19 protein-coding genes and 3 pseudogenes are annotated in these 23,195 nt (G+C 60.8%); 8 read left to right on the top strand and 14 right to left on the bottom strand.

Annotated features, from left to right (window positions below):
• Positions 1-502 precede the first annotated feature (502 nt).
• The 4 genes from AC0L8G_RS12370 to AC0L8G_RS12355 form a co-directional block, all read right to left on the bottom strand.
• Entirely contained in the window at positions 503-913 is a 411-nt protein-coding gene (locus AC0L8G_RS12370) for a septal ring lytic transglycosylase RlpA family protein (RefSeq protein ID WP_473384494.1), read from the bottom strand.
• 193 nt (positions 914-1,106) lie between these two features.
• Positions 1,107-1,583, bottom strand: coding sequence for an Hcp family type VI secretion system effector (locus AC0L8G_RS12365; protein WP_473384493.1), 477 nt, complete (start codon positions 1,581-1,583; stop codon positions 1,107-1,109).
• Positions 1,584-1,688: 105 nt separating this feature from the next.
• The gene (locus AC0L8G_RS12360) at positions 1,689-2,555 is read right to left on the bottom strand and encodes a M23 family metallopeptidase (protein WP_473384492.1); all 867 of its coding nucleotides are present in this window, start codon (positions 2,553-2,555) and stop codon (positions 1,689-1,691) included.
• A gap of 176 nt (positions 2,556-2,731) precedes the next feature.
• Positions 2,732-3,901, bottom strand: a complete 1,170-nt coding sequence (locus AC0L8G_RS12355) for a DNA polymerase IV (protein WP_473384491.1) — start codon at positions 3,899-3,901, stop codon at positions 2,732-2,734.
• 284 nt (positions 3,902-4,185) lie between these two features.
• Between AC0L8G_RS12355 and AC0L8G_RS12350 the strand changes: the two are divergent.
• Positions 4,186-4,574: pseudogene (locus AC0L8G_RS12350) on the top strand (response regulator).
• A 48-nt stretch (positions 4,575-4,622) separates the two neighbouring features.
• Positions 4,623-6,000: pseudogene (locus tag AC0L8G_RS12345) on the top strand (PleD family two-component system response regulator).
• A gap of 77 nt (positions 6,001-6,077) precedes the next feature.
• Here the strand turns inward: AC0L8G_RS12345 and rpmG are convergent.
• The 6 genes from rpmG to gltX all read right to left on the bottom strand — a co-directional run bounded on the left by rpmG (position 6,078) and on the right by gltX (position 11,156).
• Positions 6,078-6,245 (bottom strand): 50S ribosomal protein L33, encoded by a 168-nt coding sequence (rpmG, locus tag AC0L8G_RS12340; protein WP_473384490.1) that lies wholly within the window; start codon positions 6,243-6,245, stop codon positions 6,078-6,080.
• A 101-nt stretch (positions 6,246-6,346) separates the two neighbouring features.
• Positions 6,347-6,769 (bottom strand): DUF983 domain-containing protein, encoded by a 423-nt coding sequence (locus tag AC0L8G_RS12335; RefSeq protein ID WP_473384489.1) that lies wholly within the window; start codon positions 6,767-6,769, stop codon positions 6,347-6,349.
• Positions 6,770-6,826: 57 nt separating this feature from the next.
• A complete protein-coding gene (gene purB, locus AC0L8G_RS12330; RefSeq protein WP_473384488.1) occupies positions 6,827-8,131 on the bottom strand; it encodes an adenylosuccinate lyase in 1,305 nt (434 codons plus the stop codon).
• Positions 8,128-8,322, bottom strand: coding sequence for a hypothetical protein (locus AC0L8G_RS12325; RefSeq protein WP_473384487.1), 195 nt, complete (start codon positions 8,320-8,322; stop codon positions 8,128-8,130). Before AC0L8G_RS12325 ends, purB begins: the two co-directional genes overlap by 4 nt.
• Before the next feature lie 25 nt (positions 8,323-8,347).
• Entirely contained in the window at positions 8,348-9,652 is a 1,305-nt protein-coding gene (gltA, locus tag AC0L8G_RS12320) for a citrate synthase (RefSeq protein ID WP_473384486.1), read from the bottom strand.
• Positions 9,653-9,737: 85 nt separating this feature from the next.
• Positions 9,738-11,156: a glutamate--tRNA ligase gene (gene gltX / locus AC0L8G_RS12315; protein WP_473384485.1), complete on the bottom strand. Its 1,419-nt coding sequence runs from the start codon at positions 11,154-11,156 to the stop codon at positions 9,738-9,740.
• 127 nt (positions 11,157-11,283) lie between these two features.
• Between gltX and AC0L8G_RS12310 the strand changes: the two genes are divergently transcribed.
• Positions 11,284-13,440, top strand: a complete 2,157-nt coding sequence (locus tag AC0L8G_RS12310) for a ComEC/Rec2 family competence protein (RefSeq protein WP_473384484.1) — start codon at positions 11,284-11,286, stop codon at positions 13,438-13,440.
• A gap of 10 nt (positions 13,441-13,450) precedes the next feature.
• Here AC0L8G_RS12310 and lexA read toward each other — a convergent pair whose 3' ends face one another.
• From lexA to trpD, 3 genes and pseudogenes are all read right to left on the bottom strand, one after another.
• Complete coding sequence (gene lexA, locus AC0L8G_RS12305; RefSeq protein ID WP_473384483.1) at positions 13,451-14,179, bottom strand: transcriptional repressor LexA; 729 nt, start codon at positions 14,177-14,179, stop codon at positions 13,451-13,453.
• A 163-nt stretch (positions 14,180-14,342) separates the two neighbouring features.
• Positions 14,343-15,141: pseudogene (gene trpC / locus AC0L8G_RS12300) on the bottom strand (indole-3-glycerol phosphate synthase TrpC).
• On the bottom strand, positions 15,138-16,205 hold the full coding sequence (trpD, locus tag AC0L8G_RS12295) for an anthranilate phosphoribosyltransferase (protein WP_473384482.1): 1,068 nt from the start codon (positions 16,203-16,205) through the stop codon (positions 15,138-15,140). The pseudogene trpC and the gene trpD overlap by 4 nt, the downstream one beginning before the upstream one ends.
• Before the next feature lie 133 nt (positions 16,206-16,338).
• Here trpD and AC0L8G_RS12290 point away from each other — a divergent pair, with 133 nt between their 5' ends.
• Entirely contained in the window at positions 16,339-17,382 is a 1,044-nt protein-coding gene (locus tag AC0L8G_RS12290; protein WP_473384481.1) for a divergent polysaccharide deacetylase family protein, read from the top strand.
• A 222-nt stretch (positions 17,383-17,604) separates the two neighbouring features.
• Here AC0L8G_RS12290 and AC0L8G_RS12285 read toward each other — a convergent pair whose 3' ends face one another.
• Positions 17,605-19,500 (bottom strand): peptidylprolyl isomerase, encoded by a 1,896-nt coding sequence (locus AC0L8G_RS12285; protein WP_473384480.1) that lies wholly within the window; start codon positions 19,498-19,500, stop codon positions 17,605-17,607.
• Positions 19,501-19,687: 187 nt separating this feature from the next.
• Here AC0L8G_RS12285 and tpiA point away from each other — a divergent pair, with 187 nt between their 5' ends.
• The 4 genes from tpiA to AC0L8G_RS12265 all read left to right on the top strand — a co-directional run bounded on the left by tpiA (position 19,688) and on the right by AC0L8G_RS12265 (position 23,128).
• Positions 19,688-20,416 carry a triose-phosphate isomerase gene (gene tpiA, locus AC0L8G_RS12280; protein WP_473384479.1) on the top strand — a complete coding sequence of 243 codons (729 nt, stop codon included), beginning with the start codon at positions 19,688-19,690 and terminating at the stop codon, positions 20,414-20,416.
• Between the two features lie 7 nt (positions 20,417-20,423).
• The gene (locus AC0L8G_RS12275; protein WP_473384478.1) at positions 20,424-21,365 is read left to right on the top strand and encodes an alpha/beta fold hydrolase; all 942 of its coding nucleotides are present in this window, start codon (positions 20,424-20,426) and stop codon (positions 21,363-21,365) included.
• Positions 21,362-21,628 carry an FAD assembly factor SdhE gene (locus AC0L8G_RS12270; RefSeq protein WP_473384477.1) on the top strand — a complete coding sequence of 89 codons (267 nt, stop codon included), beginning with the start codon at positions 21,362-21,364 and terminating at the stop codon, positions 21,626-21,628. Before AC0L8G_RS12275 ends, AC0L8G_RS12270 begins: the two co-directional genes overlap by 4 nt.
• A gap of 276 nt (positions 21,629-21,904) precedes the next feature.
• Positions 21,905-23,128 carry a GGDEF domain-containing protein gene (locus AC0L8G_RS12265; RefSeq protein ID WP_473384476.1) on the top strand — a complete coding sequence of 408 codons (1,224 nt, stop codon included), beginning with the start codon at positions 21,905-21,907 and terminating at the stop codon, positions 23,126-23,128.
• The last annotated feature ends 67 nt before the right edge of the window (positions 23,129-23,195 follow it).

The following is a 23,195-nucleotide window of genomic DNA, read 5'->3' as shown; positions in this document are numbered from 1 at the left end:
CACATCCATAAAGCGTCCAGTTTTGGTGTTGCGTTTGACGTAGTTGCCGGATGGGGTTTTTGTCTGTGATCTCCCCTTAACGGAACCGTTCCGATGGCCGTCACCGGCTGGTGGATTTGTTGCCATTGTTTAATCTCCTTTGTTGCTTGAAGTCGGACGAGATCAAAACATCAACGAGTGCTTCGTTTCTGAAGGTAATATGGGGGCTGTAAATCAGTATTCAAATGGTTATTAAATGCCTATTATGAGAATACTAAAATCATATTGTAATAGTAAACAGAAAAGTGGTTAACGGGTATCGCTAGCAAGCGTGTACGATGCATTGCCATTCGCTTAATGCACTCTACGGCTCCGCCGACGCCTCGCCACGACTTGATCGTGGCGTCCATCTCCCTCGCGCCCCTCATGAGGCGCGCTTGCGAGTAGGGCGGGTGCTGGACCCCACGGGCAAGCCGTGAGGAGTCGCAAGCTGAGAGGGTTCGCAAATAAACATCTGCACCCATCACTCCACCATCACACCCTCCCGCACCATCACCAGACACACCTCAGCCACCCCATCTTCCCCAAATATCCCGATGGTTTTCGCCGCGCGGCGGGAGAGGTCGATGATCCGCCCCTCGACAAACGGTCCGCGGTCATTGATCCGAACCGTGACGGTTTTCCCGTTGTCCCGGCGGCGCAGGGTGACTTCCGTATCAAAGGGCAGGGAATTATGGGCGGCGGTCAGCGCCTTGGGGGCATAGGTCTCGCCATTGGCGGTGAGGTTGCCCGCCAGGGTGCGGTGATAATAGGAGGCGACGCCGCATTCGGGCTTGAGGCTCGGCGTCGGTGGAATCGCTTGCGGCGCAATCGCATCAGGCCCGCGCGAACAGGCGGCGGCGAGGATAAGCGCTATGGCGGCGGCTGGCTTCACGGGGGCGAGTATAAACGAGTCGCGGGGCGCGATCAGCGCCTGCGGATGTCTCTCCCGCGCCGTTCAGACGCAAAAAAGGCCCCGCGCAAACCGGTACGCGCGCGGGACCTCAATTGCGGCCGGACGGGGAGGGCGTCTTCGCCCGGCCGCTATCAGCGGCGCCCGGCTGTGTTGGGACAGCCAGAGCCGAGACTTAGAAACTGATTTTGTTGTAGTAGAACGCGACTTCCTCCGTGGGCCGATCATCCGCGTCGCCGCTTGTGGACCAGCTTTTCACGAAAACCCGTTCCAGCTTGTATTCGACCGCGCTGCGCCCTTCGCCAAGGGTGAGGGTCAGCGATGGAATTTCTCGTTGCTCGGCTTTAAGGCGCGCGAAACTTTGCGAGAGCATGCCGCGCTTCAGTGTCAGGTTCGCCGTGCCGGGCCTGCCTTTCGCCGGCGGCGCGTCCTTGCCGTTCCACAAAGCGGCGATGATCACCGCCTCTCCGCCCTTGATGGTCTCGCTGCGATTGGCGCCGATTGTCGTGGTCTGGGCGCCGCCGACAGCCGCGCGCTTTGACTCGCCGGCAATGTCGGGAAGTTTCATATATCCCGTATTGCCGGCGCTCGCCGCGCCGCACACACACAATGTTGCGGCAAGGGCGGCGGCCATAAGTTTGATCGGTTTCATGCGGGTCTCCCTGAAATGCTTATCTGGGAGAAACCATAATCCGGCGCGGGTCAGGCGTCTGTGATGGCGGTCACAGAATGGAGACGCTAGCGGGTCAGGGCGCGCCTAAAGGCCGAACGGGTCAACCGCCTCAAGGCCGAAGGACTTTGCGTTGGTCTCGTAATCGCCAGTCAGCACTTCATAATGCAGATGCACGATTGACGAAGCGCCGGACTGGCCGATCGGCCCCAGGGTCTGGCCCTGCTTGACGCTCGCGCCTTCGCGCACGCCGGACCCGAAGCGCGCGAGATGCGCATAGCGGGTGTAAACCCCATTGCCATGATCGATGACGATCATGTTGCCATAGTCGCTGCGTGAGACCGCTTCGACGATTTCGCCGTCTCCCGCCGCGAGCACATCGCCGCCCTGATCGGAATAATAGTCGACGCCCTTATGCAGCTTGCCGCTGCGATAGCCGAAGCCGGAAGAGAGGCAGGCTTTGGTCGCCGGCATGAGCAACAAGCTGGCGCCTCTATAGCGCGCAGTCTCGTCAGCGGCGCCGATGCTCGATCCCGGTGCGCCCTGGCGCGGCTGGTTCGAGATACGCATTTTACACAGGATGATCCCGCCTTCAGGAGTCTGCGTCGGAGTCGCCACTGGTTTGGACGCCGGTTCAACTTTGTCGGCTGTCTCTCCGGGCGCCTGATCCTTTGGTTCGTCTTCAGCTTCCTCGCCGGCTTCTTCTTCCTCGGGTTTCTCCGCTAGGTCCTGGAGCATTTGCTCAACCGTGCCGACCACATACTCGCCGCCTTGCTGCGCAGCGGTCTTCGCGGCTTCACCGCCTTTACGGGCGGCCTCGCCGAGAATAGGCGTCAGGATCGCGCGGCCACGCGACAGAGCGCCATCGACTGCGTTGATGAGGAGGGGCGACGCGCCGTATTTCGCGCCCGCATACCAGCCGGCGCCGACACATAGCGCCGGTACGACAGCCATGATCAAAATCCGCCGCAAAATTCTGAACAAGAACCCCATTGAACGCCCCCGATTTCTCTAGCCGGCATGTAAGCCAGCCACCCCTTGCGTTACGTTATCACGGCATTTCGAATGCGTCACGCACTGGCCGGTGATGCGAAGCAAGGGGCCGTAAAATCAGTGGGTTGCAGCGGTTCTCACGGTTTTCGCCGCAAGCTTCGGCCGGCCTTCACCGCGTCCCGCCCGAATTTTTCGCGGATCGCGTCAATCGCTTTTTCGGTCTTGGCGAGTTTTTCATTGCTGTCGCCGAAAAGGTCCGGCGGCGCGGCGTTTTCACCCGCGAGAGATAGCCCGGAAAAGCCGACGCCAATCAACCGATACGCCTTTCCCGCAGCCGCATCATGCAGCATCGGCTTTGCGGCGGCGAAGGCGATGCGCGCAAGATTGGCCGGAGCGTCCAGCGTGGTGCGCCGCGTGATGGTTTTGAAGTCGGCGCTTTTGAGCTTCAGCGTAACGGTGCGTCCTTCAAAGCCCGACGCTTTCATCCGTGCCGAGACCTTTTCGCAAAGCTCCCAGAGAATGTCCTCCAGCCACTTTACATCGCGCATATCGGAATTGAATGTTGTCTCGGAAGAGACGCTCTTGGTTTCGCGTTCCGGTTTGACGCTCCGCTTGTCTTCGCCCTGAGAAAGCCGCGCCAGTCTAAGCCCGATTTCGCCATAGCGTTTGCCGAGCGCCGCCGCATCCATCTTTTGCAACTGGCCGATCGTCTTGACGCCGTCCTGCTCAAGCTTGGCGGCCATCGCTTTGCCAACACCCCAAATCATCGTGACGGGCTGGCGGGCGAGGAACTCTTTTGTCTCGGCTTTTCCAATCACGGAGAATCCGCGCGGCTTGTCGAGGTCGGAAGCGATCTTGGCGAGGAACTTGTTGTGCGAAAGGCCGATAGAAGCGGTCACGCCCAGTTCCGAGCGAACACGAGCCTGAAGTTTTGCAAGGGTCAATGCCGGCGGGCCGCCATGGATGCGCGCCGTGCCGGTAAGGTCCATAAAGGCCTCATCAATGGACAGCGGTTCGACCATTGGCGTCAGGTCGAGCATCATCTTGCGCACCTGCCGGCCGACATGGGCGTATTTTTCCATATTGGGCTTGATGATCACGGCGTCGGGGCAGGCTTCGCGGGCCTTGAACATCGGCATGGCCGAGCGCACGCCATAGGTCCGCGCCACATAGCAGGCTGTTGAGACGACGCCGCGGACCCCGCCGCCGATGATGACCGGCTTGTCTTCGAGACTTGGGTCGTCGCGTTTTTCAACCGCGGCGTAAAACGCATCGCAGTCCAAATGTGCGATTGAGAGCGAAAACAATTCGCTATGAGAGATAATTCGGGCTGATTCTGCAGGCGGGACAGGTCGCAAACCGGGCGCCTTCCACCGTCAGGACGGGGGCGAAACAATCTCGGCAAAATCCGGAATATCCAGAAAAATCTGACATTTAACAACAGGTTAACGGGGCGGCGCGGTCTAAAATCACGGGCTTGTTCATCAGGATAAACATTCAATTAAGACCTTTAACCCAAAACTTTCTATCGGCGGGGCCGATTCGGTGGTTACCCGCGCGAGACAGGACAAAAAGGCGTACTATGTCAGCTATGGAAAAGCTCGATTATTCAGCCGAGCCGAAAACTGTGCTGATCGTTGAAGACAACGAGCTGAACATGAAGCTGTTCCGCGATCTTCTACAGATTCACGGTTACCAGACGCTGGAAGCGCGCACCGGGCCGGAAGCCCTGGAGCAGCTCGTCGATCATAGGCCAGATCTGATTTTGATGGACATCCAATTGCCCGAAGTATCCGGGCTTGAGGTGACCAAGGAAATAAAAGCCAACTCCGAACTCGCGGAGATTCCGGTGATTGCGGTCACAGCCTTCGCCATGAAGGGCGACGAAGAGCGCATTCGCCAGGGGGATGCGAAGATTACATCGCAAAACCGATCTCCGTGGCCTCTTTTCTTGAGAAAGTGAAAAGATATTTGGACTAGGCTCCAAGCAGCTAACGAAACCCTAACTGTAATAGCCATGGGGGCTCCATGACGGCGCGCGTACTAGTCGTCGACGATCTCGAACCGAACGTCAAACTGCTCGAAGCGAAATTGCGGGCGGAGTATTTTGACGTGCTCGGCGCATATTCAGGTCAGGAGGCGCTGGATCTGGCAGCGCAGGAGAAGCCGGATATCGTGCTTCTCGATGTGATGATGCCCGGCATGGACGGGTTTGAGGCTTGCCGCAAACTCAAGTCAAATCCGGAAACCATGCATATTCCAGTCGTGATGGTGACGGCGCTTGACCAGCAAGCCGACCGGATTGTCGGTCTTGAAGCGGGCGCAGATGATTTTCTGACAAAGCCGGTTGAAGACCTTGCTCTGTTTGCGCGCGTGCGTTCGCTGACACGCCTCAAAATGATGACGGATGAACTGCGCGCCCGCTATGCGACAGGCAAAGACCTGGGCATTGTCGGCAAGATCGATCCGGATGCCGGAACGAACGAAGCGCGGATTTTCCTGATCGACGATAATGAGGAACAAGCAGCGCGCATGATTACCGCGCTCGGCGAGGACTCCCATCAGGTCACTCACGAGACCGATCCGGAAGTGGCGCTCACTCGCGCGCGTCAGGGCGAATTCGACCTTATCCTTGTGAATATGTCGATTGAAGCGATGGACCCGCTGCGTCTTTGCTCCTCCATCCGGTCGTTTGAAGAAACACGATTGACGCCCATCCTGGCCGTGGTGCGCCATGGCGACACGCGCAAGCTGGTGCGGGCGCTTGATATCGGCGTCAACGATTATGTGACGCGGCCGGTGGACAAGAACGAGCTCACGGCGCGCGTTTCAACCCAATTGCGCCGCAAGCGCTATGTGGACCAGTTGCGTTCGTCCTTCCAGGTCAGTCTGGAGATGGCGGTGACCGACCAGCTTACCGGGCTCTATAACCGGCGCTATCTGGCCAGCCATCTGTCAGCCATGTTCGACCGCGCCTATTGGACTGGCCGGCCGCTTTCCGTGATGGTCATCGATATTGACCACTTTAAGGACGTGAACGATCTCGCACGGCCATGATGTCGGCGACCGCGTGCTGAAAGAATTTGCCGAGCGGATCTCGAATTCAATCCGCGGCATCGATCTCGCCTGCCGCTATGGGGGCGAGGAATTCCTCATCGCCATGCCGGACACGGATTTAACCTTCGCATCGGTCGTTGCGGAGCGTTTGCGCCAGGAGATCGCGACCCAGAAATTCCACCTCAATAGCGGCCGTGACGAGCTGAACGTCACGGTTTCGATCGGGCTCGCCTCGACCGAAAACGGACCGGAAGACGACAGCGCCCAGAAGCTGATCAAACGGGCGGACGAGGCGCTTTATGAGGCCAAAAATGGCGGCCGCAACAGGGTCATTCAAAGCGCCGCCTAGCCGCGATCAGCGCGCATGAGAAAACAAAAAAAGCCGCCCAATGGGCGGCCTTTTTTGACTGCGGCGAAGGCTTGAACCTACTTGATCTTGCCTTCTTTGAAATCCACATGCTTGCGCGCAACCGGATCGTACTTTTTCAGGACGAGCTTTTCCGTCATGGTGCGAGTGTTTTTCTTGGCTACATAAAAATAGCCTGTTCCGGCGGAAGAATTGAGCCGAATTTTTACGGTTGTTGGTTTGGCCATTGGAGGCTCCTGCAGACCTATAGATGCGCAAAATGAGCGCGGACCATACTCATGACCGTTTCAGTGTCAAGCCATGCGCTGTCGATTTCAGCCAAGCAGATTCACACATCCGAATTCGGATCGGCGTCCGGTCCGGCGAAGCCATGCATCCGGTTGGCCCATTGAAGTCCGATCATGGCGCCTTTCGAAGCGGGAAGGAGCGCCCAGGCGGCGGCTGTTATGGCCGGCAGCCAGATGGCGAATTGCAGCGGCAAGGGGGGATCGAAAACTTGCTTAACCGCGAGCGCGAGCGGGATCATGACATGCCCGACAATGATGATCGTTATATAGGGCGGGGCGTCGTCAGCCCGGTGGCCGGAGAAATCAACACCGCAGGACGGGCATGTCTCATTGATTTTCACATAGCCCTTGAACAGCCTGCCGCGCCCGCATTGGGGGCAGCGATGGCTGAATCCGCGGGCCATCGCCTGCAGCCAGGAGCGATTGTTCCGGCTCTCACCGAAGGTTTGGACTTGGTTTGTCATGGGGCCTATCTGGCCCTGCGAACCGGCGGAGGCAACGCGCCTAAATAGCGCGGGCAATCACGATCCGAAGACCCGGCGGAAAATCGCGTCCACATTTTTGGTGTGATAGGAGAGGTCAAACAGGCTCTCCAGTTCACTAGCAGACAGGTGCGCCGAAACGTCCTTGTCCGCCTTGAGATTGTCGAGGAACAAGCCTTCGCCGCGCCAGGCCGGCATGGCATTGCGCTGGACCAGGCTATAGGCCTCCTCGCGGGAGGCGCCGGCCTGAGTGAGGGCGAGCAGCACACGCTGCGAGAAAATCAGGCCGCCAAGCTTGTTCATATTATCCAGCATGCGCTCCGGATAGACGACGAGGTTTTCAACGACCCCGGCAAGCCGGTGCAGGGCGAAGTCGAGATGCACGGTGGCGTCAGGCCCGATGCCGCGCTCCACAGAAGAGTGCGAGATGTCGCGCTCATGCCAGAGGGCGACATTTTCCATCGCCGGGATAACGCTCATGCGCACCAGACGGGCGAGGCCGGTCAGGTTTTCCGTCAGCACCGGATTGCGCTTATGGGGCATCGCCGACGAGCCTTTTTGGCCCTTGGAGAAGAACTCTTCTGCCTCGAGGACCTCTGTGCGCTGTAAATGCCGGATTTCAGTCGCGAGCCGCTCCACCGAAGAGGCGATGACGCCAAGGGCGGCGAAGAAAGCGGCATGGCGATCACGGGGAATGACCTGCGTCGAAACCGGCTCCACGCTGAGGCCCAGCTTTTCGGCGACATGTTCTTCCACCGACGGATCGATATTGGCGAAGGTTCCCACTGCGCCGGAGATTGCGCAGACGGCGATCTCTTCACGGGCGGCGACAAGGCGGCGGCGGCCCCGTTCGAATTCTGTGTAAAACCCGGCGAGCTTCACGCCAAAGGTCGTCGGTTCGGCGTGGATGCCGTGGCTGCGACCGACCGTGACCGAGCCTTTATGCTCAAGCGCGCGGGTCTTGAGCGCCGCCAGCACCCTGTCCATGCCCGCAAGCAGAAGATCGGCCGCCCGAGCAAGCTGCACAGACAGGCAAGTGTCGAGCACATCGGAAGAAGTCATGCCCTGATGCACGAAACGGGCGTCATCGCCGACAAACTCGGAAAGGTGGGTGAGGAAAGCGATGACATCATGCTTAACCTCGCGCTCGATCTCATCAATGCGCGCGACATCGAACTCTGCCTTGCCGCCCTTTTCCCAGATGGTCTTGGCGGCGGATTCGGGAATCACCCCGAGCTCGGCCAGCCGATCTGCAGCGTGAGCTTCAATCTCAAACCAAATCCGATATTTCGCCGCATCCGACCAGATTGCCGCCATTTCCGGGCGGGTATAACGCGGGATCATTCATCAACTCCTGTCGGGCGCGAGGTCGCGCCTGAATCATCATCAAGATTGAGGGTGCCCAACGGGGCGTCTTCCATTTTCACCGGCGCAGGAGGCCGGGACCGCTGGCCCCAAATCCAAAAGCCGACGCCAAGCCCCACGCCGAAAGCGGCGAGGAGCAGCGCCCACATATGCACTGCAAGCCAAAGCATGTAGGGCCTCTAATGCGCCGATCGCCTAGCGCTGGTCAATCTGCGTGTAATCGCGCTGCGGCGCGCCTGTGTAGATCTGGCGCGGACGACCGATTTTCTGGTTCGGATCCTCGACCATTTCCGACCATTGCGCGATCCAGCCAACCGTGCGGGCGAGAGCGAACAGAACGGTGAACATCTCGGTCGGGAAACCGAGCGCGCGCAAGGTGATGCCGGAATAGAAATCGATGTTCGGGTAAAGCTTCTTGTCGACGAAATACGGGTCTTCAAGCGCGATGCGCTCAAGCTCCATGGCGACCTTGAGAAGCGGCTCGTCGCGAACGCCGAGCGCATCAAGCACTTCGTGACAGGCCTTGCGCATCACTTTGGCGCGCGGGTCATAGTTCTTGTAGACGCGGTGACCAAAGCCCATCAGGCGGAACGGATCGTTCTTGTCCTTGGCGCGGGCGATATATTCGGGGATTTTCTCAACCGAACCGATCTCTTCAAGCATGTTGAGCGCCGCTTCGTTGGCGCCGCCATGGGCCGGTCCCCAAAGCGAGGCGATGCCCGCCGCGATGCACGCAAAGGGATTGGCGCCCGATGAACCGGCGAGACGAACGGTCGAGGTCGATGCGTTTTGCTCGTGATCCATATGGAGGATGAAAATCTTGTCCAGCGCGCTCGAAAGCACCGGATTGATTTCATATTCCTCAGCCTGAACGGCGAAGCACATGCGCATGAAGTTCGACGTGTAGTCGAGGTCATTGCGCGGAAAGACAAATGCTTGCCCGATTGAATATTTGTAGGCCATGGCTGCGATCGTCGGCATTTTCGCGATCATGCGATGGCTTGCGATCAGGCGCTGCTTGGGATCGGAGATGTCTGTTGAGTCGTGATAAAAAGCGGAAAGCGCGCCGACCACGCCGACCATGATCGCCATTGGATGCGCATCGCGGCGGAAGCCGTTGTAGAAATTCTTCAGTTGCTCGTGAACCATGGTGTGCATGGTGATGGAATGCTGAAAATCCGCGCGCTGCTCGGCGGTCGGCAATTCGCCCTTCAGCAGGAGATAAGCGACTTCGATGAAATTCGATTGTTCTGCAAGCTGGTCGATGGGAAAGCCGCGATAAAGCAGAACGCCTTCGTCGCCATCGATAAAGGTGATTTTGGACTCACAGCTCGCTGTCGAGGTGTAGCCGGGATCGAAGGTAAATGCGCCGCTCTGCTTATAGAGGGTCCGGATATCGACCACATCCGGTCCGTGAGTCGCCTTGAAAATGGGTAGTTCGGCGGACTTGCCGCCAATTGTAAAACTAGCGGTATCCGTTTGTTTTAGTTCACTTTTCATGAATCGTGCCCTTATGTTTCGCGGCGCATCACCGGCATGTTGCGGCGCACACTACCCAGTTTAGTCTGGGGATTCCAGTCCCGGGTCAGGTGGCCTGATCCGCCAGGCGCGCGCGTGATTCTTCGCTGCCCAGCCCGTATAGCACCTCGCCCAGCCCCGGCGAAGGCCGCCCGGCGGTCAACGCCGCCCGGGCCAGCTGTCCGACCGCGCCAAAGCCGAGAGTTCTGGCTTCCGCAAAGGCTTTGAGCGCCTCGTCCAGGCTCGCGGCGGAGGCCCAGACAGCGTCGTCGCTGAGCGCATCATTCAGTTCAAGCAGGATCTCGCGGGCGCCGTCTTTTTTCAGCGGTTTCGCGGATTTGCCTTCGATGGTTAAGGGACGGTTGAGGTACAGGAAGGCGGAAACATCGACAATGTCGGCGAGCGTGGCGCAGCGTGTCTTCAGGAAAGCAGCAGAGCGCTCCAGACGCGCCATCTGCTCTGCGCCCAGATCGACGCCTGCTGCTTCAAGAAAAGGAGCGGCCAGGCGGACGAAATCGGCGTCACTGAGCGCCGCGACGTAATGAGCGTTTACATGATTGAGCTTGTCGAGATCGAGCCGGGCCGGCGCCTTGTTGACGCCTTTCAGGTCAAAGATCTCTTTCGCCCTTTCGTAAGAGATGATTTCTTCATCGCCATGGGACCATCCTAGGCGCAGGAGATAATTGGCGAGCCCTTCCGGCAAGTATCCCATGTCGCGATAGGCCTCGACGCCGAGCGCGCCGTGTCGTTTTGAAAGCTTCGCGCCGTCTTGCCCGTGGATCAACGGAACATGCGCGAAGACCGGGACTGTCCAGCCGAGCGCCTGATAAATTTGCGTTTGCCGCGCGGCGTTGTTGAGATGGTCATCGCCGCGAATGACATGGGTGACGCCCATATCGTGATCATCGACGACAACTGCGAGATTGTAGGTCGGCCCGCCATCGCTCCGTAATATGATCAAATCATCGAGCGCGGCATTGGGAAAGGCGACGCTGCCTTGCACAGCGTCCATGACGGCGGTCTTTCCCTCGCGCGGCGCCTTGAAGCGAATGGCGAAAGGCGCATCGGGCGCCGTCGCCGGATCGGCTTCGCGCCACGGGCTTTCAAACCGGACGCCTTCGGATTTCGCTTTTTCGCGCGCGGCGTTGAGTTCGTCCGGCGTCAGGTAACAGCGATAGGCGTTCCCCTCCGCCAGCAATTGGTTGGCGACCTCTGCATGCCGGGCGCTTTGGGCATATTGCGAAACCGGGTCGCCATCCCAATCGAGACCCAGCCATTCAAGCCCTTCCAGAATGGCGCCCACAGCCGCTTCCGTATGGCGCGCCCGGTCCGTGTCCTCGATCCGCAGCAGGAATTTGCCGCCATGGCCGCGCGCATAGAGCCAGTTAAACAGCGCCGTACGCGCACCGCCAATGTGCAGATAGCCGGTCGGCGAGGGGGCGAAACGGGTGACGACCGGGGTTTGAGGGCTTGTGGGCTCGGTCATGACTTGCTGATCGCGTCCTTTTCAAGTTGCATAGGGGAATGGCTGCGCGCGCGGGATACCATGCGCGGCCGCTGGCGCCTATGCCCCAGCCAGTACGCGCCGCATGGGTCTTTTGACGGACAGGTGAATGGTCGCAGAGCTGATCAAGGCTGGCCCGCAAGGGGAAGAATTCGCCGAGGCGCCGCCTTTGCCGCGCATGGTGTTTCTGACGGCGCGCGCTGTGCGCCGCTGGGCGGCGATGGATATGGCCCGTCTGACACTCTGGACGCCGGCGGCGATCGGGCTTGGCGCGGGCCTTTATTTTGGCGCCGGCGTGGAACCTGACTGGCGCATCGGGGCGGGCGCGCTGGCGATCTTTGCCGGTTTATCCTTTTGGCGCAGTCCGTTTCAAAAAATCGCCGCCGCATTGATGTTCGTCGCGATGGGGTTTGTCGCCGCGGATATGCGCACCGCCAATGTGGATGCGCCGCAATTGACGCGCGAAACCGGCATTGTTGAAACCACAGGGCGGCTGATCTCCCTTGAAGAAAGCGTGCGTGGCCGCCGCTACGTGATGGCGGTTGACGCCATCGTCGGCATTGCGCCGGAAGATTTGCCCGCAAGGGTGCGCATCACCTGGCGCGGTGAAGGCTTTGAGGCGCGCCCCGGTGATCGCATCATGGTGCGCGCCGGACTTTCGCCGCCGCCGCCGCCGGTTGCGCCCGGCGCCTTCGACTTTGCGCGCAACCTTTTCTTTCAACGCATCGGCGCGGTCGGGTTCGCGGTGACGGCGCCGGTTGTCGAGGTGGAATCGGAAAGGCGCATGGTTCACGCGGTCGCCGCCGGAACCGAGGCCATGCGGCTCGGCCTGGCGGCGCGCATTATCGCCGCCGCGCCGGGCGAAGGCGGGGCGATCCTCGCCGCCATCGTCACCGGCAAGCGCGACGCCATCTCTGAACGCTCGCAAGCGGCCTTGCGCGATGCGGGACTGGCGCATTTGCTGGCGATTTCCGGGCTGCATATGGGGCTGGCCACCGGGCTGGTGTTCTTTGCAGTACGGTTTGGGCTCGCTTCGTCGGCATGGATCGCCTTGCGTTTTCCGATCAAGAAATGGGCCGCCGCAGCGGCGCTTGCCTCCGGTTTCTTTTATCTGATTTTATCCGGAGGCGGATGGTCGGCGCGGCGCGCCTTTATCATGGCGGCGATCATGTTCGCTGCGATCCTCGTCGACCGGCGCGCCTTGTCCTTGCGCAATGTGGCGATCGCCGCGACGATCATTTTACTGACAACGCCGGAAGCATTATTCAGCCCCGGCTTTCAAATGTCCTTCGCCGCCGTGACCGCGCTTATTGCAGCCTATGAATGGTGGGAGCGGCGCCCGGGAGAATGGACATCGCAATGGCGGCTGCAAAAACTGCGGCGCTATCTGGTCGCGCTCGCGGTGACGGATAGCGTCTCGGCCCTCGCGACTGCGCCTTATGCGCTTTATCATTTTAACCGCGTGGCGATTTACTCATTGCCGGCGAATATGGCCGCGATGCCGATCATGGGTTTTTGCATCGTGCCGTTTGCGGTGATTGCCCTGGTGCTGACGCCATTCGGTCTTGATGGCTGGGCATGGGCGGTCGCGGCCTGGTGGATGGATGTGGTGCTGGCCATCGCGCGCGGGGTCTCCGGTCTCGACGGGGCGGTGTCGATTACGGCGCAATGGCCGCAATCGGCGATGCTGGCGCTGACGCTCGGCGGCTTGTGGCTGTGCCTGTCGCGGGCGCCGTGGCGGCTCGCGGGACTTGCCGCCATTCCGCTCGCTGTCTTGCTCACTGGCAGCATCCGGCCGCCGGTGTTGTTTGTTTCGCCGACGGGCCTCAATGCAGGCGTGATCGCCACAGGCGAAGAGGGCGCGGCGCTTTATGTTCATTCGACACGGCGCGAGAAATTCGCCGCACAATTATGGGAAGAGGCGGCGGGCTTTGATCCGGAAGCGGCGCGGCCAAAACATCTGTCCGATATTTTCGCTTGTGACAGATCCGGTTGCAGAGGCGAGGCGATAGACAAGACAGCCATCACCACCGCCTTCACCGATGACCCGATGAGCCTTGCGGAAGATTGTCAGCGTGCGGAGCTTGTTGTGGCGCTGTTTCCCGTGGGCGACGATCACAGGCGCCGATGCCGCGCAACGCTCATTGACCGGCGAGCGGCCTGGAAGGAAGGCGCCCATGCGGCATGGGTGGAGCGCGACGGCATCTTGCGCGTCAAAACCTCAAAAGAGGTGCGCGGCGAACGGCCCTGGACCCGCAGCGGCTAGCGCGCGGCGGCTAGTTATAGCGCCGCATCAGTCCAACGAGCTTGCCCTGCACGGCGACCCGGTCGGGCCCATAAATGCGCGTCTCGAAAGCGGGGTTCGCCGCCTCGAGCGCGATGGAGGCGCCCTTGCGGCGCAGGCGTTTCAGGGTCGCCTCTTCGTCATCGACAAGCGCGACGACAATCGCGCCGTTCTCCGCGTCGCCGCAGCGCTTGATGACCACATAGTCGCCATCTTGAATCCCGGCATTGATCATCGACTCGCCCTGCACCTCGAGAATGTAGTGATCGCCTTTGCCGAGAAAGGCTTCCGGCGCGGCGAAGCGGTCGACCTCGTGCTGGATCGCCTCGATCGGCGTACCGGCGGCGATGCGGCCAAGCACCGGCAGATCGACGGTGCCGGCGGGCGGGGCGGCCGGCCGGGCCGCAACGCGCGCCCGGGGATTTTGTTTGAAATTCGCATCCACCACGGCGGGGCGGAACCCGCCTCTGGCGGGCGCCTGAACCGGCGCCGCCTCGGGCTTGGCGCTTTCCGGCAGGCGCAGCACTTCGAGCGCCCGGGCGCGATGGGGCAGGCGGCGGATAAAGCCGCGCTCTTCCAGGGCGGTGATCAGGCGATGGATGCCGGATTTCGAGCGCAGATCCAGCGCTTCCTTCATTTCGTCAAATGACGGGGAGACGCCGGTCTCGCTCAACCGGTCATTGATGAATATCAGCAGCTCATGTTGCTTCTTGGTGAGCATTTTCCGCCCTCTTTTCTGTGCTCCGGCCCGGGCTTCGCCTCAGACGCGGGTAGATTGCCGCTCTTTCAACGCAAGGCTGTTTGCATGCCCGAAACGACAAAAGAACAAAACGACAACGATGTTCTATTGATGTTCTAATGGGCCGTCAATGGGCGGCGGCAATTCAGCTAATGGAAACAGGGCCGAGGAGGGTTTTCGTTGCGGCCCTTACGTCCTCCTGGCGCATCAGGGCCTCGCCAACGAGGAACGCTTTTGCGCCATATCCCGCCAATTCTCGCAGATCTTCATGGCTGGAAATGCCGCTTTCGCTGACCAGCAGGGCGGATGCGGGGGCGAGCGCGGCAAGGCGCGCCGTGGTCTGAAGCGAGGTCTCGAAAGTCGCCAGATTCCGGTTGTTTACCCCGATAAGGTCCGAACCGAGTCGAGATCGCGCGCTCCATTTCGCTCTCATCATGGGTTTCCACCAGCACGTCGAGGTTCCATTCGGCCGCCGCCGCCTTCAGCTCCCCGGCCTGATCGTCGGAGAGGCAGGCCATGATCAGCAAGATGCAGTCCGCGTCCCAGGCCCGCGCCTCGGCGACCTGATAGGGATCGATCATGAAGTCCTTGCGCAGGGCCGGCAGCGCCGTGGCCTGACGTGCGGCGGACAGGAAATCCGGCGCGCCCTGAAAGCTTGGCTTGTCGGTCAGCACGGAAAGGCACGCCGCGCCGCCGTCTTCATAGGCTTTGGCGATCAGCGCCGGATCGAAATCGGCGCGGATCAGCCCTTTGGAGGGGCTGGCCTTTTTCACTTCAGCGATCAGCGCATAGCCGTTTGCCGCTTTACGCTCCAGCGCGCGGCGAAATCCGCGCACCGGGCCTGCATTTTTCGCCAGCGCTTCGACGGCGGTGAACGGAACGCTCGCCCGCGCGGCGGCGACTTCGGTTTTCTTGTAAGCGATGATGTCGTCGAGAATGGTCATGGGCGCCCGTTCGAACAGTCTACCAGTTTTTCAAGCGCGGCCTTTGCGCCGCCGCTATCGATGGCGCTTTCGGCGAGCCGTGCAGCGGGCTCGAGCGCATCCGCCTTTCCGGCGACAATGAGAGCCGCAGCGGCGTTGAGCACGGCGATGTCGCGATAGGCGGATTTCTCTCCCTCGAGCAGACGCCACAGGGCCGCGGCGTTTTCCGATGGATCGCCGCCCGACAGGTCTTCGGCGCGGGCGCGGGGCAGGCCGGCATCTTCCGGCGTGACTTCGAATTCGCTGACGGCGCCGCCCTCAAGCGAGGCGACATAGCTCGGGCCTGTGGTTGTCAGTTCGTCGAGACCGTCGCTTCCATGCACGACCCATGCACGCTCCACGCCGAGATGCGGCATGACTTCAGCGATGGGGCGCACCAGATCGCGCGCGAAGACGCCCATGAGTTGGCGCGTCGCGCCGGCGGGATTGGACAGCGGGCCGAGCACATTAAACAGCGTGCGCACGCCCAGCCCTTTGCGCGCGGCGGCGACATGGGCCACCGCCTTGTGGTGCAGGGCGGCGAACATGAAGCCGACATTGGCGTCTTCTATACAACGGGTGATTTGCGCCGGATTGATGTCGAGCCGGACGCCAAGCGCTTCGAGCACTTCCGAGGAGCCGGACTTGGAAGTCGCGGCCTTGTTGCCGTGCTTGGCGACGCGAACGCCGCAGCCCGCCGCGATCAACGCCGAGGCTGTGGAAATATTATAGGTCCCCGCGCCGTCGCCGCCGGTGCCGCATGTGTCGATCACATCGCCCGGCGCATCGACCTTCAGCGCCAGATCGCGCATGGCCTGCGCCGCGGCGGCGATTTCCGTCACGGTCTCGCCGCGCGCCCTCAGCGCCGCCAGGAAACCGGCGATTTCAATATCGCTGGCCTCGCCGGAAAACAGCATGTCCATGGCCGCGCGCATTTCCGCAGAGCTAAGCGGCGCGCCGGAGACCGCCCGGGCGAGATGGGGGTAAAGGCGCTCATGACCGGGCGCGCGCTCCCGTTTTGCGGGTGTTTCGGCAGGGCAAAACACCCAAGATTTCGATCAACAGCATCATTGTCCAGAAGAATCAGTAATATTGCTCAGTTCGATCATTGGTTTAACGCCGTCGGCCAAAGGCGCAAGCACCCGATAGGCGGCAAAGAAACGGCACTCAGGCGCGAGCATGTTGCGACTCCGCAAAATCAGGACGGCCAAGCCCCGGCTTATGTCGCGACGGGCGGGCAATGCGGGGCTCATTGCGACCGTGGGCATCGCCTTTGCCGGCGTCGCCGTCGGCGCGATTTCGGCCTATATGGGCGAGCGCGGGGCCACCGCCGCCGCCTTGAATGCGCGTGAGCCGGCCGCCGCGATTGAAGCGCCCGAAGATGTCGCCGTGATCGAGCGCGACCGCATTGTCGCGGAAATTCTTTCCGACGCGGCTCCCGAGCGGCTTTCTCCGCCATCCGGAACGCCGCCGGCCTATCAGCGCAGCTTTGAAGCGAAATCCGCCATCCGGCCAAAGGTCGTGATCATTCTCGATGATATGGGCATTGACCGCAAAGCGAGCGCGCAGGCGATTGCGCTGCCCGGTCCGTTGACCTTCTCGTTCCTTCCCTATGCGCGCAATGTGAATGAAACCGCCGCCGCGGCCCGCGCCGCCGGGGGCGAGCTCATGCTGCATTTGCCGATGGAGCCGGAGGGGGATGAAGATCCCGGCCCCCATGCGCTCAACTCGCGCATGACAGGCGGGGATTTCCTGAACGCCCTCGATTGGAACCTGGCGCGCTTTGACGGCTATGTGGGCGTCAACAATCACATGGGCTCGAAACTCACCACCGACATGGCGTCGATGAAAACCTTGCTCGGCTATCTCGACCATCAAGGCGTGTTCTTTCTCGACTCGGTCACGACATCCGACAGCGCGGTGCGCAATGCGGCCCGCCAACTCGGGGTTGAGGTGTTTTCCCGCGACGTGTTTCTCGACGCCGAGACGGGCAGCGAAGCCGCCGTCAGAGCGCAGCTCGCCGTTGCCGAACGCATCGCGCGGGAAACCGGCTATGTGGTTGCGATCGGCCATCCGCATAAAGAAACCCTCGCTGTGTTGGGGCCCTGGCTGACATCAGCCCCAGCCCGTGGCTTCGACCTCGTTTATGTGAGCGCGCTAAAAGACATTCATCACGCCGCCAAACAGCAAGCCGTCGCGGCCGCGCCGTCCTTGCGGCTTTAAGCTGCGCGGCTCCGCTTCTGCTGCATGTGAATCTGTTTTGCAGATCCAGCATGAAGCCATCTTAAGGCAGCTTGCGATGTGGGGGATAACTACGCACCGAATGCGGGATTCAGTGAAGAATTCATCACATAGGATGTATTTTCGCGACGGTGTTTCCCGTTATTGGGGCGCCGTCGCGAAAAGGGATGCGTGCCGCGAAAGAATGGCCCGGGCGAAGATCGCCTAGAGGCCATCCGAGAAAATAGCGTCGATCTGCGCCTGGTTGACCTTCACGCCGTAATCTTCGCGAACGGACAAGACGAAGGCTTCAATCAGTTCCTGATCGAGCTGCTGGCCAACCAGCGCCGAGAGTTGCTCCTGCGCGGCGGGCGGAATGGAGTTGCGCAGGAAACCGACTTCCCGGATTTCCGCAATCACCTGGGCGCCGCCGGCGCCGACGCTTTGCGCCACGATCCCGTCAGGCGCCGCGAAGAAAATCTTTTCGTTGAATTCCTTGTTGATCACGTCGTCTTCAAAGCGCCGGTCGATTGTCTTTTCGATGGGCGCGCGGTCATAGTCGCCCGCAACCTCGTCAAAACTTCTGCCGCCTTCGACTTCGGCGCGAATGGCGGCGACAGTCTCGGCAATGCGTGCACGGCGTTCGCGGTCGCGCCAGCGTTGCTCGACTTCCTCTTCCACATATTCATAGGGCTTGAGCGCCGGTGGCGTGATCTCGCGCAGGGAGACAAAGAAATATCCGTCCTCGACGGACAGGCGCAAGGCCTCGCTCTGCTCGCCCTCGTCAAGCGCGAAGGCTTCCGCAAGCGCTTCGCCCGGCACCTTGTCGATAATGGCGCCGCCCGGCGCAAAGCTTACGCGGTCAACCGGTCCGATGGTCTCGATTGTAAAGCCGCCTTCCTCTGCGGCTTCGGACAATTCCGCGCCGGTATCGCGCACTTCTTCAATCGTATCGACGGCGTCCTGCAATCGTTTGCGCATGTCATTGTCGAGGAAAGACTTCTCCAATTCGGGCCGGACGTCTTCGAATGACTGGGATTCGCCCGGCGTGATATCGGCGACCTGCACGACGGTCCAGCCAAACAGGCTGCGCACCGGCTCAACCGCCGCGCCGGCTTCAACGCTTTCAGCGAAGGCGGCGTCCGCAACCGCCGGGTCCAGCAAGTCGCGTTTTTGCGCATTGGGGAAGGTCGCCGCGTCGAGCGTCATGCCTTTGGCGATGGCGAGTTCTTCAAACGGCTTGCCCTGCTTGAGGTCGGCGACAGCGGCGAGCGCCTCTGCTTCTGATTGGTAGGTAAGCTGATAGACCGTGCGCCGTTCCGGCGTGTTGTAAAGACGGTCCTTGCCCAGATCATAGAGGCGGCGCATTTCTTCTTCCGGCGCTTCAAGGCCCTCGCGGAAATCATCGGCGCGCAGGACGAGCAGATCGAAGGTGCGATATTCCGGGGCGGTGAAGAGCGCCTGGTTCTCGTCATAAAATGTCTTGAGGTCTTCCGGCGTCGGTTCAGCCGCGACGCCCGCCATCTCGTCGGTCACCGTGATATAGGCGATGCGGCGGCGCTCTGTTTCGCGCAACAGCATGGCGTTCATGAAGCCGCGCGGGGCCGGCGTGCGGGCGGCGAGCGTTTCGATGAGTTGCATGCGGATCAAATCTTCTTTGACGATTTGCTCAAAGGAACTCACCGTCAAGCCGTTCTGCTGAAGAATGGCGGTTACGGTCTGACGGTCGACTTCGCCGGTCGCCGGGTTTTTGAAAATTTCATTTTCCTGAATGTATTCAGCAATGGCGGAGCGCGGCAAAGCGAGATTCATTTTCTCGGCATATTGCGCCAGCACCGATTGCGTGACGATGCGGTCGATCACCTGTTGCGGCATGCCGCTGGCGACCGCTTCCTCGCGGGTGTAGCCGCCGCCGGATTCGCGCACCGCCCGCTGGAAGGTCTGATCGAACTCGCTGCTCACATAGGTCCGCGAATAGGCGTCGCCGCCGATCTTGATCGCCGGGTTGGAAATCAATTGCGAGGCGCTCGGCACGCCAAATAGCGCAAAAGCTGCGATCAAAAGGATGACAACGACCCAGGCGACCGCACCTTTGAGCGCGCCGCGAACCTGACTAAGCATTTATACCGCCTCGATTTTCAGGGGCCGGAGCTGGTTCCCGGCCCGGGAATTGAAATTGGCGCGTAACCTAGTGGGGCCCATGCGGATCGGCAAGGCCGGAGAGGGCGCCGCTGGCTGGACAGGTCCGCCCGCATCGCTTACCCCCGGCGGCGAATTTGCTTGAATGAACAAAGGGGAGGCCCGGTCCATGAAACCGCTGATCGCCGGCAACTGGAAAATGAACGGCCTTGGCGCCGCGAGCGCTGAAATCGAGGCCCTGATCGGTCTCATGGGGGGATCGGCCCCGGATGACCGTGAAGTCCTGATTTGCCCGCCGGCGACGCTGGTCGCAGCTTTTGCGGCGAGTTATTCCGACGAGGGGATCCAGATTGGCGGCCAGGACTGCCATCAAAACGCCAGCGGCGCCCATACGGGCGATATCAGCGCGGAAATGCTGGCGGATGCCGGCGCCGCCTATGTCATTGTCGGCCACTCTGAACGGCGGGCCGATCACGGCGAAACCGATGCGGTGGTAAGGGCCAAGGCCGAAGCGGTTTTCCGCGCCGGACTGACGCCGATCATTTGCGTGGGCGAAACCCGTGAGGAGCGCGAGGCCGGCAAAGCGCTGGAAGTTGTCGGCGCGCAATTGGCGGGATCATTGCCGGAAAGCGGCGAGGCGTTTGTCGTCGCTTATGAACCGGTCTGGGCGATCGGCACCGGTCTGACGCCGACCATCGCCGATATTGAAGAGATGCACGGCTTCATCCGCACCAACACGCCGGTGGCGACGCGCCTGCTTTACGGCGGTTCGGTCAAGCCGGGGAACGCATCGGAGATTCTTGCGGTGACCAACGTCAATGGCGCGCTGGTCGGCGGCGCGAGCCTCAAGGCGGCGGACTTCCATCCGATCATCGCCGCCGCGAATAGCGGGAGCTAAAGGCGGAATGCGTATGACGCTGGTGATCGCTTTTGCGCTGCTGGCTGCGTTGCTCGGGGTTTCCGGCTGCGCCAGCTGGACGGCGGAAAAGCGCGCCCCGGCGATTGGCCGGATGATCGATATCGAAGGCCAGCGGCTGCATGTGCTCGACATGGGCCCGCGCGACAGCGCCGAACCGCCAGTGCTGCTGATCCATGGCGCCAGCGTGAATATGCGCGACATGAAACTGGCGCTCGCTGACGCGCTGGCGGAGGATCGCCGGGTCATTCTGATCGACCGGCCGGGACGCGGATATTCTTCGCGCCCGGAAGACGGATATCACCTCGCCGTGCAGGCGCGCCTGATCAAGGCGGCGGCGGACGCGCTTGATGTTGAAAAGCCGGTGGTGGTCGGACAGAGCCTTGGCGGCGCGGTGGCGCTGCGTTACGCGCTCGAAAATCAGGAAGAGATGAGCGGTCTGGTGCTGCTCGCAGCCGTGAGCCACGAATGGCCGGGCGGCGTCGCCTGGTACAATAATGTCTCCCAATGGCCGCTTGCAGGCATGCTCCTGCGCCGGCTGGTCATTCCCGTCTATGGCCAGCTTTCAGCGGAATCCGGCATTGCGAAATCCTTCGCGCCGAATACGCCGCCGGACGATTATTACGAAGCGTCCGGCCTTGCGCTGGTGTTCCGCGCCCATGATTTCAAAGCCAACGCCGCCGATCTCGCACATCTCAAATCCGAGATCACCAGCCAGCAAAAACGCTATAGCGAGTTGACGCTGCCGGTCGCCATTGTGACCGGGACCGAGGATACGACCGTTAGCCCGGAGTTGCATTCCAAGCAGCTCGCAAAGGAAGTTGACGGCGCGAGCCTGACCTTGCTGCCCGGCGCCGGTCATGCGCTCCATCATGCGGAGCGGGAGACGATCCTGGCGATCATCCGTAACCTGACGGCGCCGCAATCATGACCGACGACATCGCCATCCGCCGCAAGCGACTGCTTTATCTCGCCACCTATCGCGGTTTCAAGGAAGCCGACCTGCTGATCGGCGGTTTCGCAAAAGCCCATCTCGCGGATATGCAGGAAGCAGAACTCGACCAGTTCGAAGCGCTGCTGAAGGAAAATGATCGTGAGCTTTATGCCTGGGCGACGGAAAAGGCCCCGGCGCCGGCGGCGCTTGAAGGCTCGGTGCTTGAAAAGCTGAGAGGCTTTGAAATCCCGCGCGGCTGAGCATTTCTCCCTCGCAAGGTTTTGTTAATGTCTGACAGGCGCGGACGCGTTCATCCGCATACCCGCCTTGTGCAGCCAGTCATGGCCGCCTGATTCATGCGCAAATGCTGGCTTTTTTTGCATTTTTAACCATGCAAACCGGAAAATCGCTTCGATTCCTAACTGTGCGTTACGAATTTCGCGTTATCGGGGAAAAGGGGGCCATGTCGAAGCAGTCAGACAAAAAGTCAGGTTAGCGTGCAAGCGGAAGCATATTTTCAATTTCTGAGTCCGCTCGTGTTCTTGTTGTTCGCAGGCGGGTTCTTCTTCATCAACGCCATTCGCCCCTCGGCGGCGGTGCTGCTTTTGGCGATTTCCTATCTTTTCGGGGCGCTCGCTTTCACCCTCGATATCTTCGATCAAGCCGGCGTTGAACTCGTGGGCGCGATCCCGGTCGCCGGCGTATATGCGATTACCGCTGTCCTCGCCTCCGGCGCATTGTCCATGCGCTATTGCGGCTGGGCGCCGTGGTTTTTTTACGCGGCGATTTTTTCCGCGCATATGTCGGTCTACAGCGCTGTCTACATCAATCTCGGCGCAAGCTGGGCGAGCTCGTTTGCGGCGAATTATGGATGCGGCATTATTCTTTCAATGGGCCTGTTTGCAATTCGCAACGACCTTGTGAGGACCATCGACAAGGTGGTGTTCTGGCTGTTCGCCGTCAGTTGCCTGCAATGTTTCGTAAGACCGCTCGTCATGGTGTATGTCGCCGGCGGCGAGATGAGCGCCGAAACCTTTAACGTCTCGATCTTCATCATGGTGCTGCTCTTCGTGGTGGGCGCCTGCGCGCTTGTGCTCGGCATGGCGCTGCTCATCGCCTTTTCAAGCGAGATCGTTGCGGATCTGGAGCGCCGGTCGATTACCGACCGGCTGTCCGGTCTTTTGAACCGCCGCGGATTTGAAGAGGCGGCGGAACGCACGCTCGCCGTGAGTGGGGCTGCAGAAGTGCAGGTCTCTGTTGTTCTGGCCGATATCGATTATTTCAAACGGGTGAACGACACCAAGGGGCACGCATTTGGCGACATGGTGATCGCCGAAATGGGCGCCTTGTTCACGCAATATGCAGAAGGCGAGCGTTTCGCCGGACGCGTGGGCGGTGAAGAGTTCGCGATGGTGCTTATCGGCGAACCGCTGCAATCAGCCCGCGATGTCGCCGAGGCGATGCGCCGGGACTTCGCCGCATTGCGCATCGATAGCGGCGAGGAGGGCGCGGACGGATTTTCCTTTACCGCGAGTTTCGGCGTCGCCACGCGCCATGCGGGCGAGACTTATCTCTCGATGCTGTCGCGCGCCGATGAGGCGCTTTATCTCGCGAAATCCCGCGGACGCAATTTCGTCGTTTGCGAAACCGATGTCATGGTCAGCAAGCTGCGCTCCCTGCGCGGCGGCGATATGTCGGAAGACGTGCAAACCGAAAGACGCAAATTTCGCGAGGCGTCGGTGTTCAACGCACGGGGCTGACCCCCGCCGGGCGGCGCATCAGCGCCCCGACCGGCATTTATGATCCGCCCCATATTGCGACAGCCCA

The organism is Hyphococcus sp. D3-15 (genome assembly GCF_055809375.1).
The sequence above is the reverse complement of the archived record's forward strand: the minus strand, read 5'-3'. Positions and strand labels throughout refer to the sequence as shown.

Excerpts from the sequence above, each read along its gene's own strand:
- AC0L8G_RS12365 (WP_473384493.1), bottom strand. The coding sequence starts at position 1,583 with ATGAAACCGATCAAACTTATGGCCGCCGCCCTTGCCGCAACATTGTGT.
- AC0L8G_RS12360 (WP_473384492.1), bottom strand. The coding sequence starts at position 2,555 with ATGGCTGTCGTACCGGCGCTATGTGTCGGCGCCGGCTGGTATGCGGGC.
- rpmG (WP_473384490.1), bottom strand. The coding sequence starts at position 6,245 with ATGGCCAAACCAACAACCGTAAAAATTCGGCTCAATTCTTCCGCCGGA.
- AC0L8G_RS12335 (WP_473384489.1), bottom strand. The coding sequence starts at position 6,769 with ATGACAAACCAAGTCCAAACCTTCGGTGAGAGCCGGAACAATCGCTCC.
- purB (WP_473384488.1), bottom strand. The coding sequence starts at position 8,131 with ATGATCCCGCGTTATACCCGCCCGGAAATGGCGGCAATCTGGTCGGAT.
- AC0L8G_RS12325 (WP_473384487.1), bottom strand. The coding sequence starts at position 8,322 with ATGCTTTGGCTTGCAGTGCATATGTGGGCGCTGCTCCTCGCCGCTTTC.
- gltA (WP_473384486.1), bottom strand. The coding sequence starts at position 9,652 with ATGAAAAGTGAACTAAAACAAACGGATACCGCTAGTTTTACAATTGGC.
- gltX (WP_473384485.1), bottom strand. The coding sequence starts at position 11,156 with ATGACCGAGCCCACAAGCCCTCAAACCCCGGTCGTCACCCGTTTCGCC.
- AC0L8G_RS12310 (WP_473384484.1), top strand. The coding sequence starts at position 11,284 with ATGGTCGCAGAGCTGATCAAGGCTGGCCCGCAAGGGGAAGAATTCGCC.
- lexA (WP_473384483.1), bottom strand. The coding sequence starts at position 14,179 with ATGCTCACCAAGAAGCAACATGAGCTGCTGATATTCATCAATGACCGG.
- AC0L8G_RS12290 (WP_473384481.1), top strand. The coding sequence starts at position 16,339 with ATGTTGCGACTCCGCAAAATCAGGACGGCCAAGCCCCGGCTTATGTCG.
- AC0L8G_RS12285 (WP_473384480.1), bottom strand. The coding sequence starts at position 19,500 with ATGCTTAGTCAGGTTCGCGGCGCGCTCAAAGGTGCGGTCGCCTGGGTC.
- tpiA (WP_473384479.1), top strand. The coding sequence starts at position 19,688 with ATGAAACCGCTGATCGCCGGCAACTGGAAAATGAACGGCCTTGGCGCC.
- AC0L8G_RS12275 (WP_473384478.1), top strand. The coding sequence starts at position 20,424 with ATGCGTATGACGCTGGTGATCGCTTTTGCGCTGCTGGCTGCGTTGCTC.
- AC0L8G_RS12270 (WP_473384477.1), top strand. The coding sequence starts at position 21,362 with ATGACCGACGACATCGCCATCCGCCGCAAGCGACTGCTTTATCTCGCC.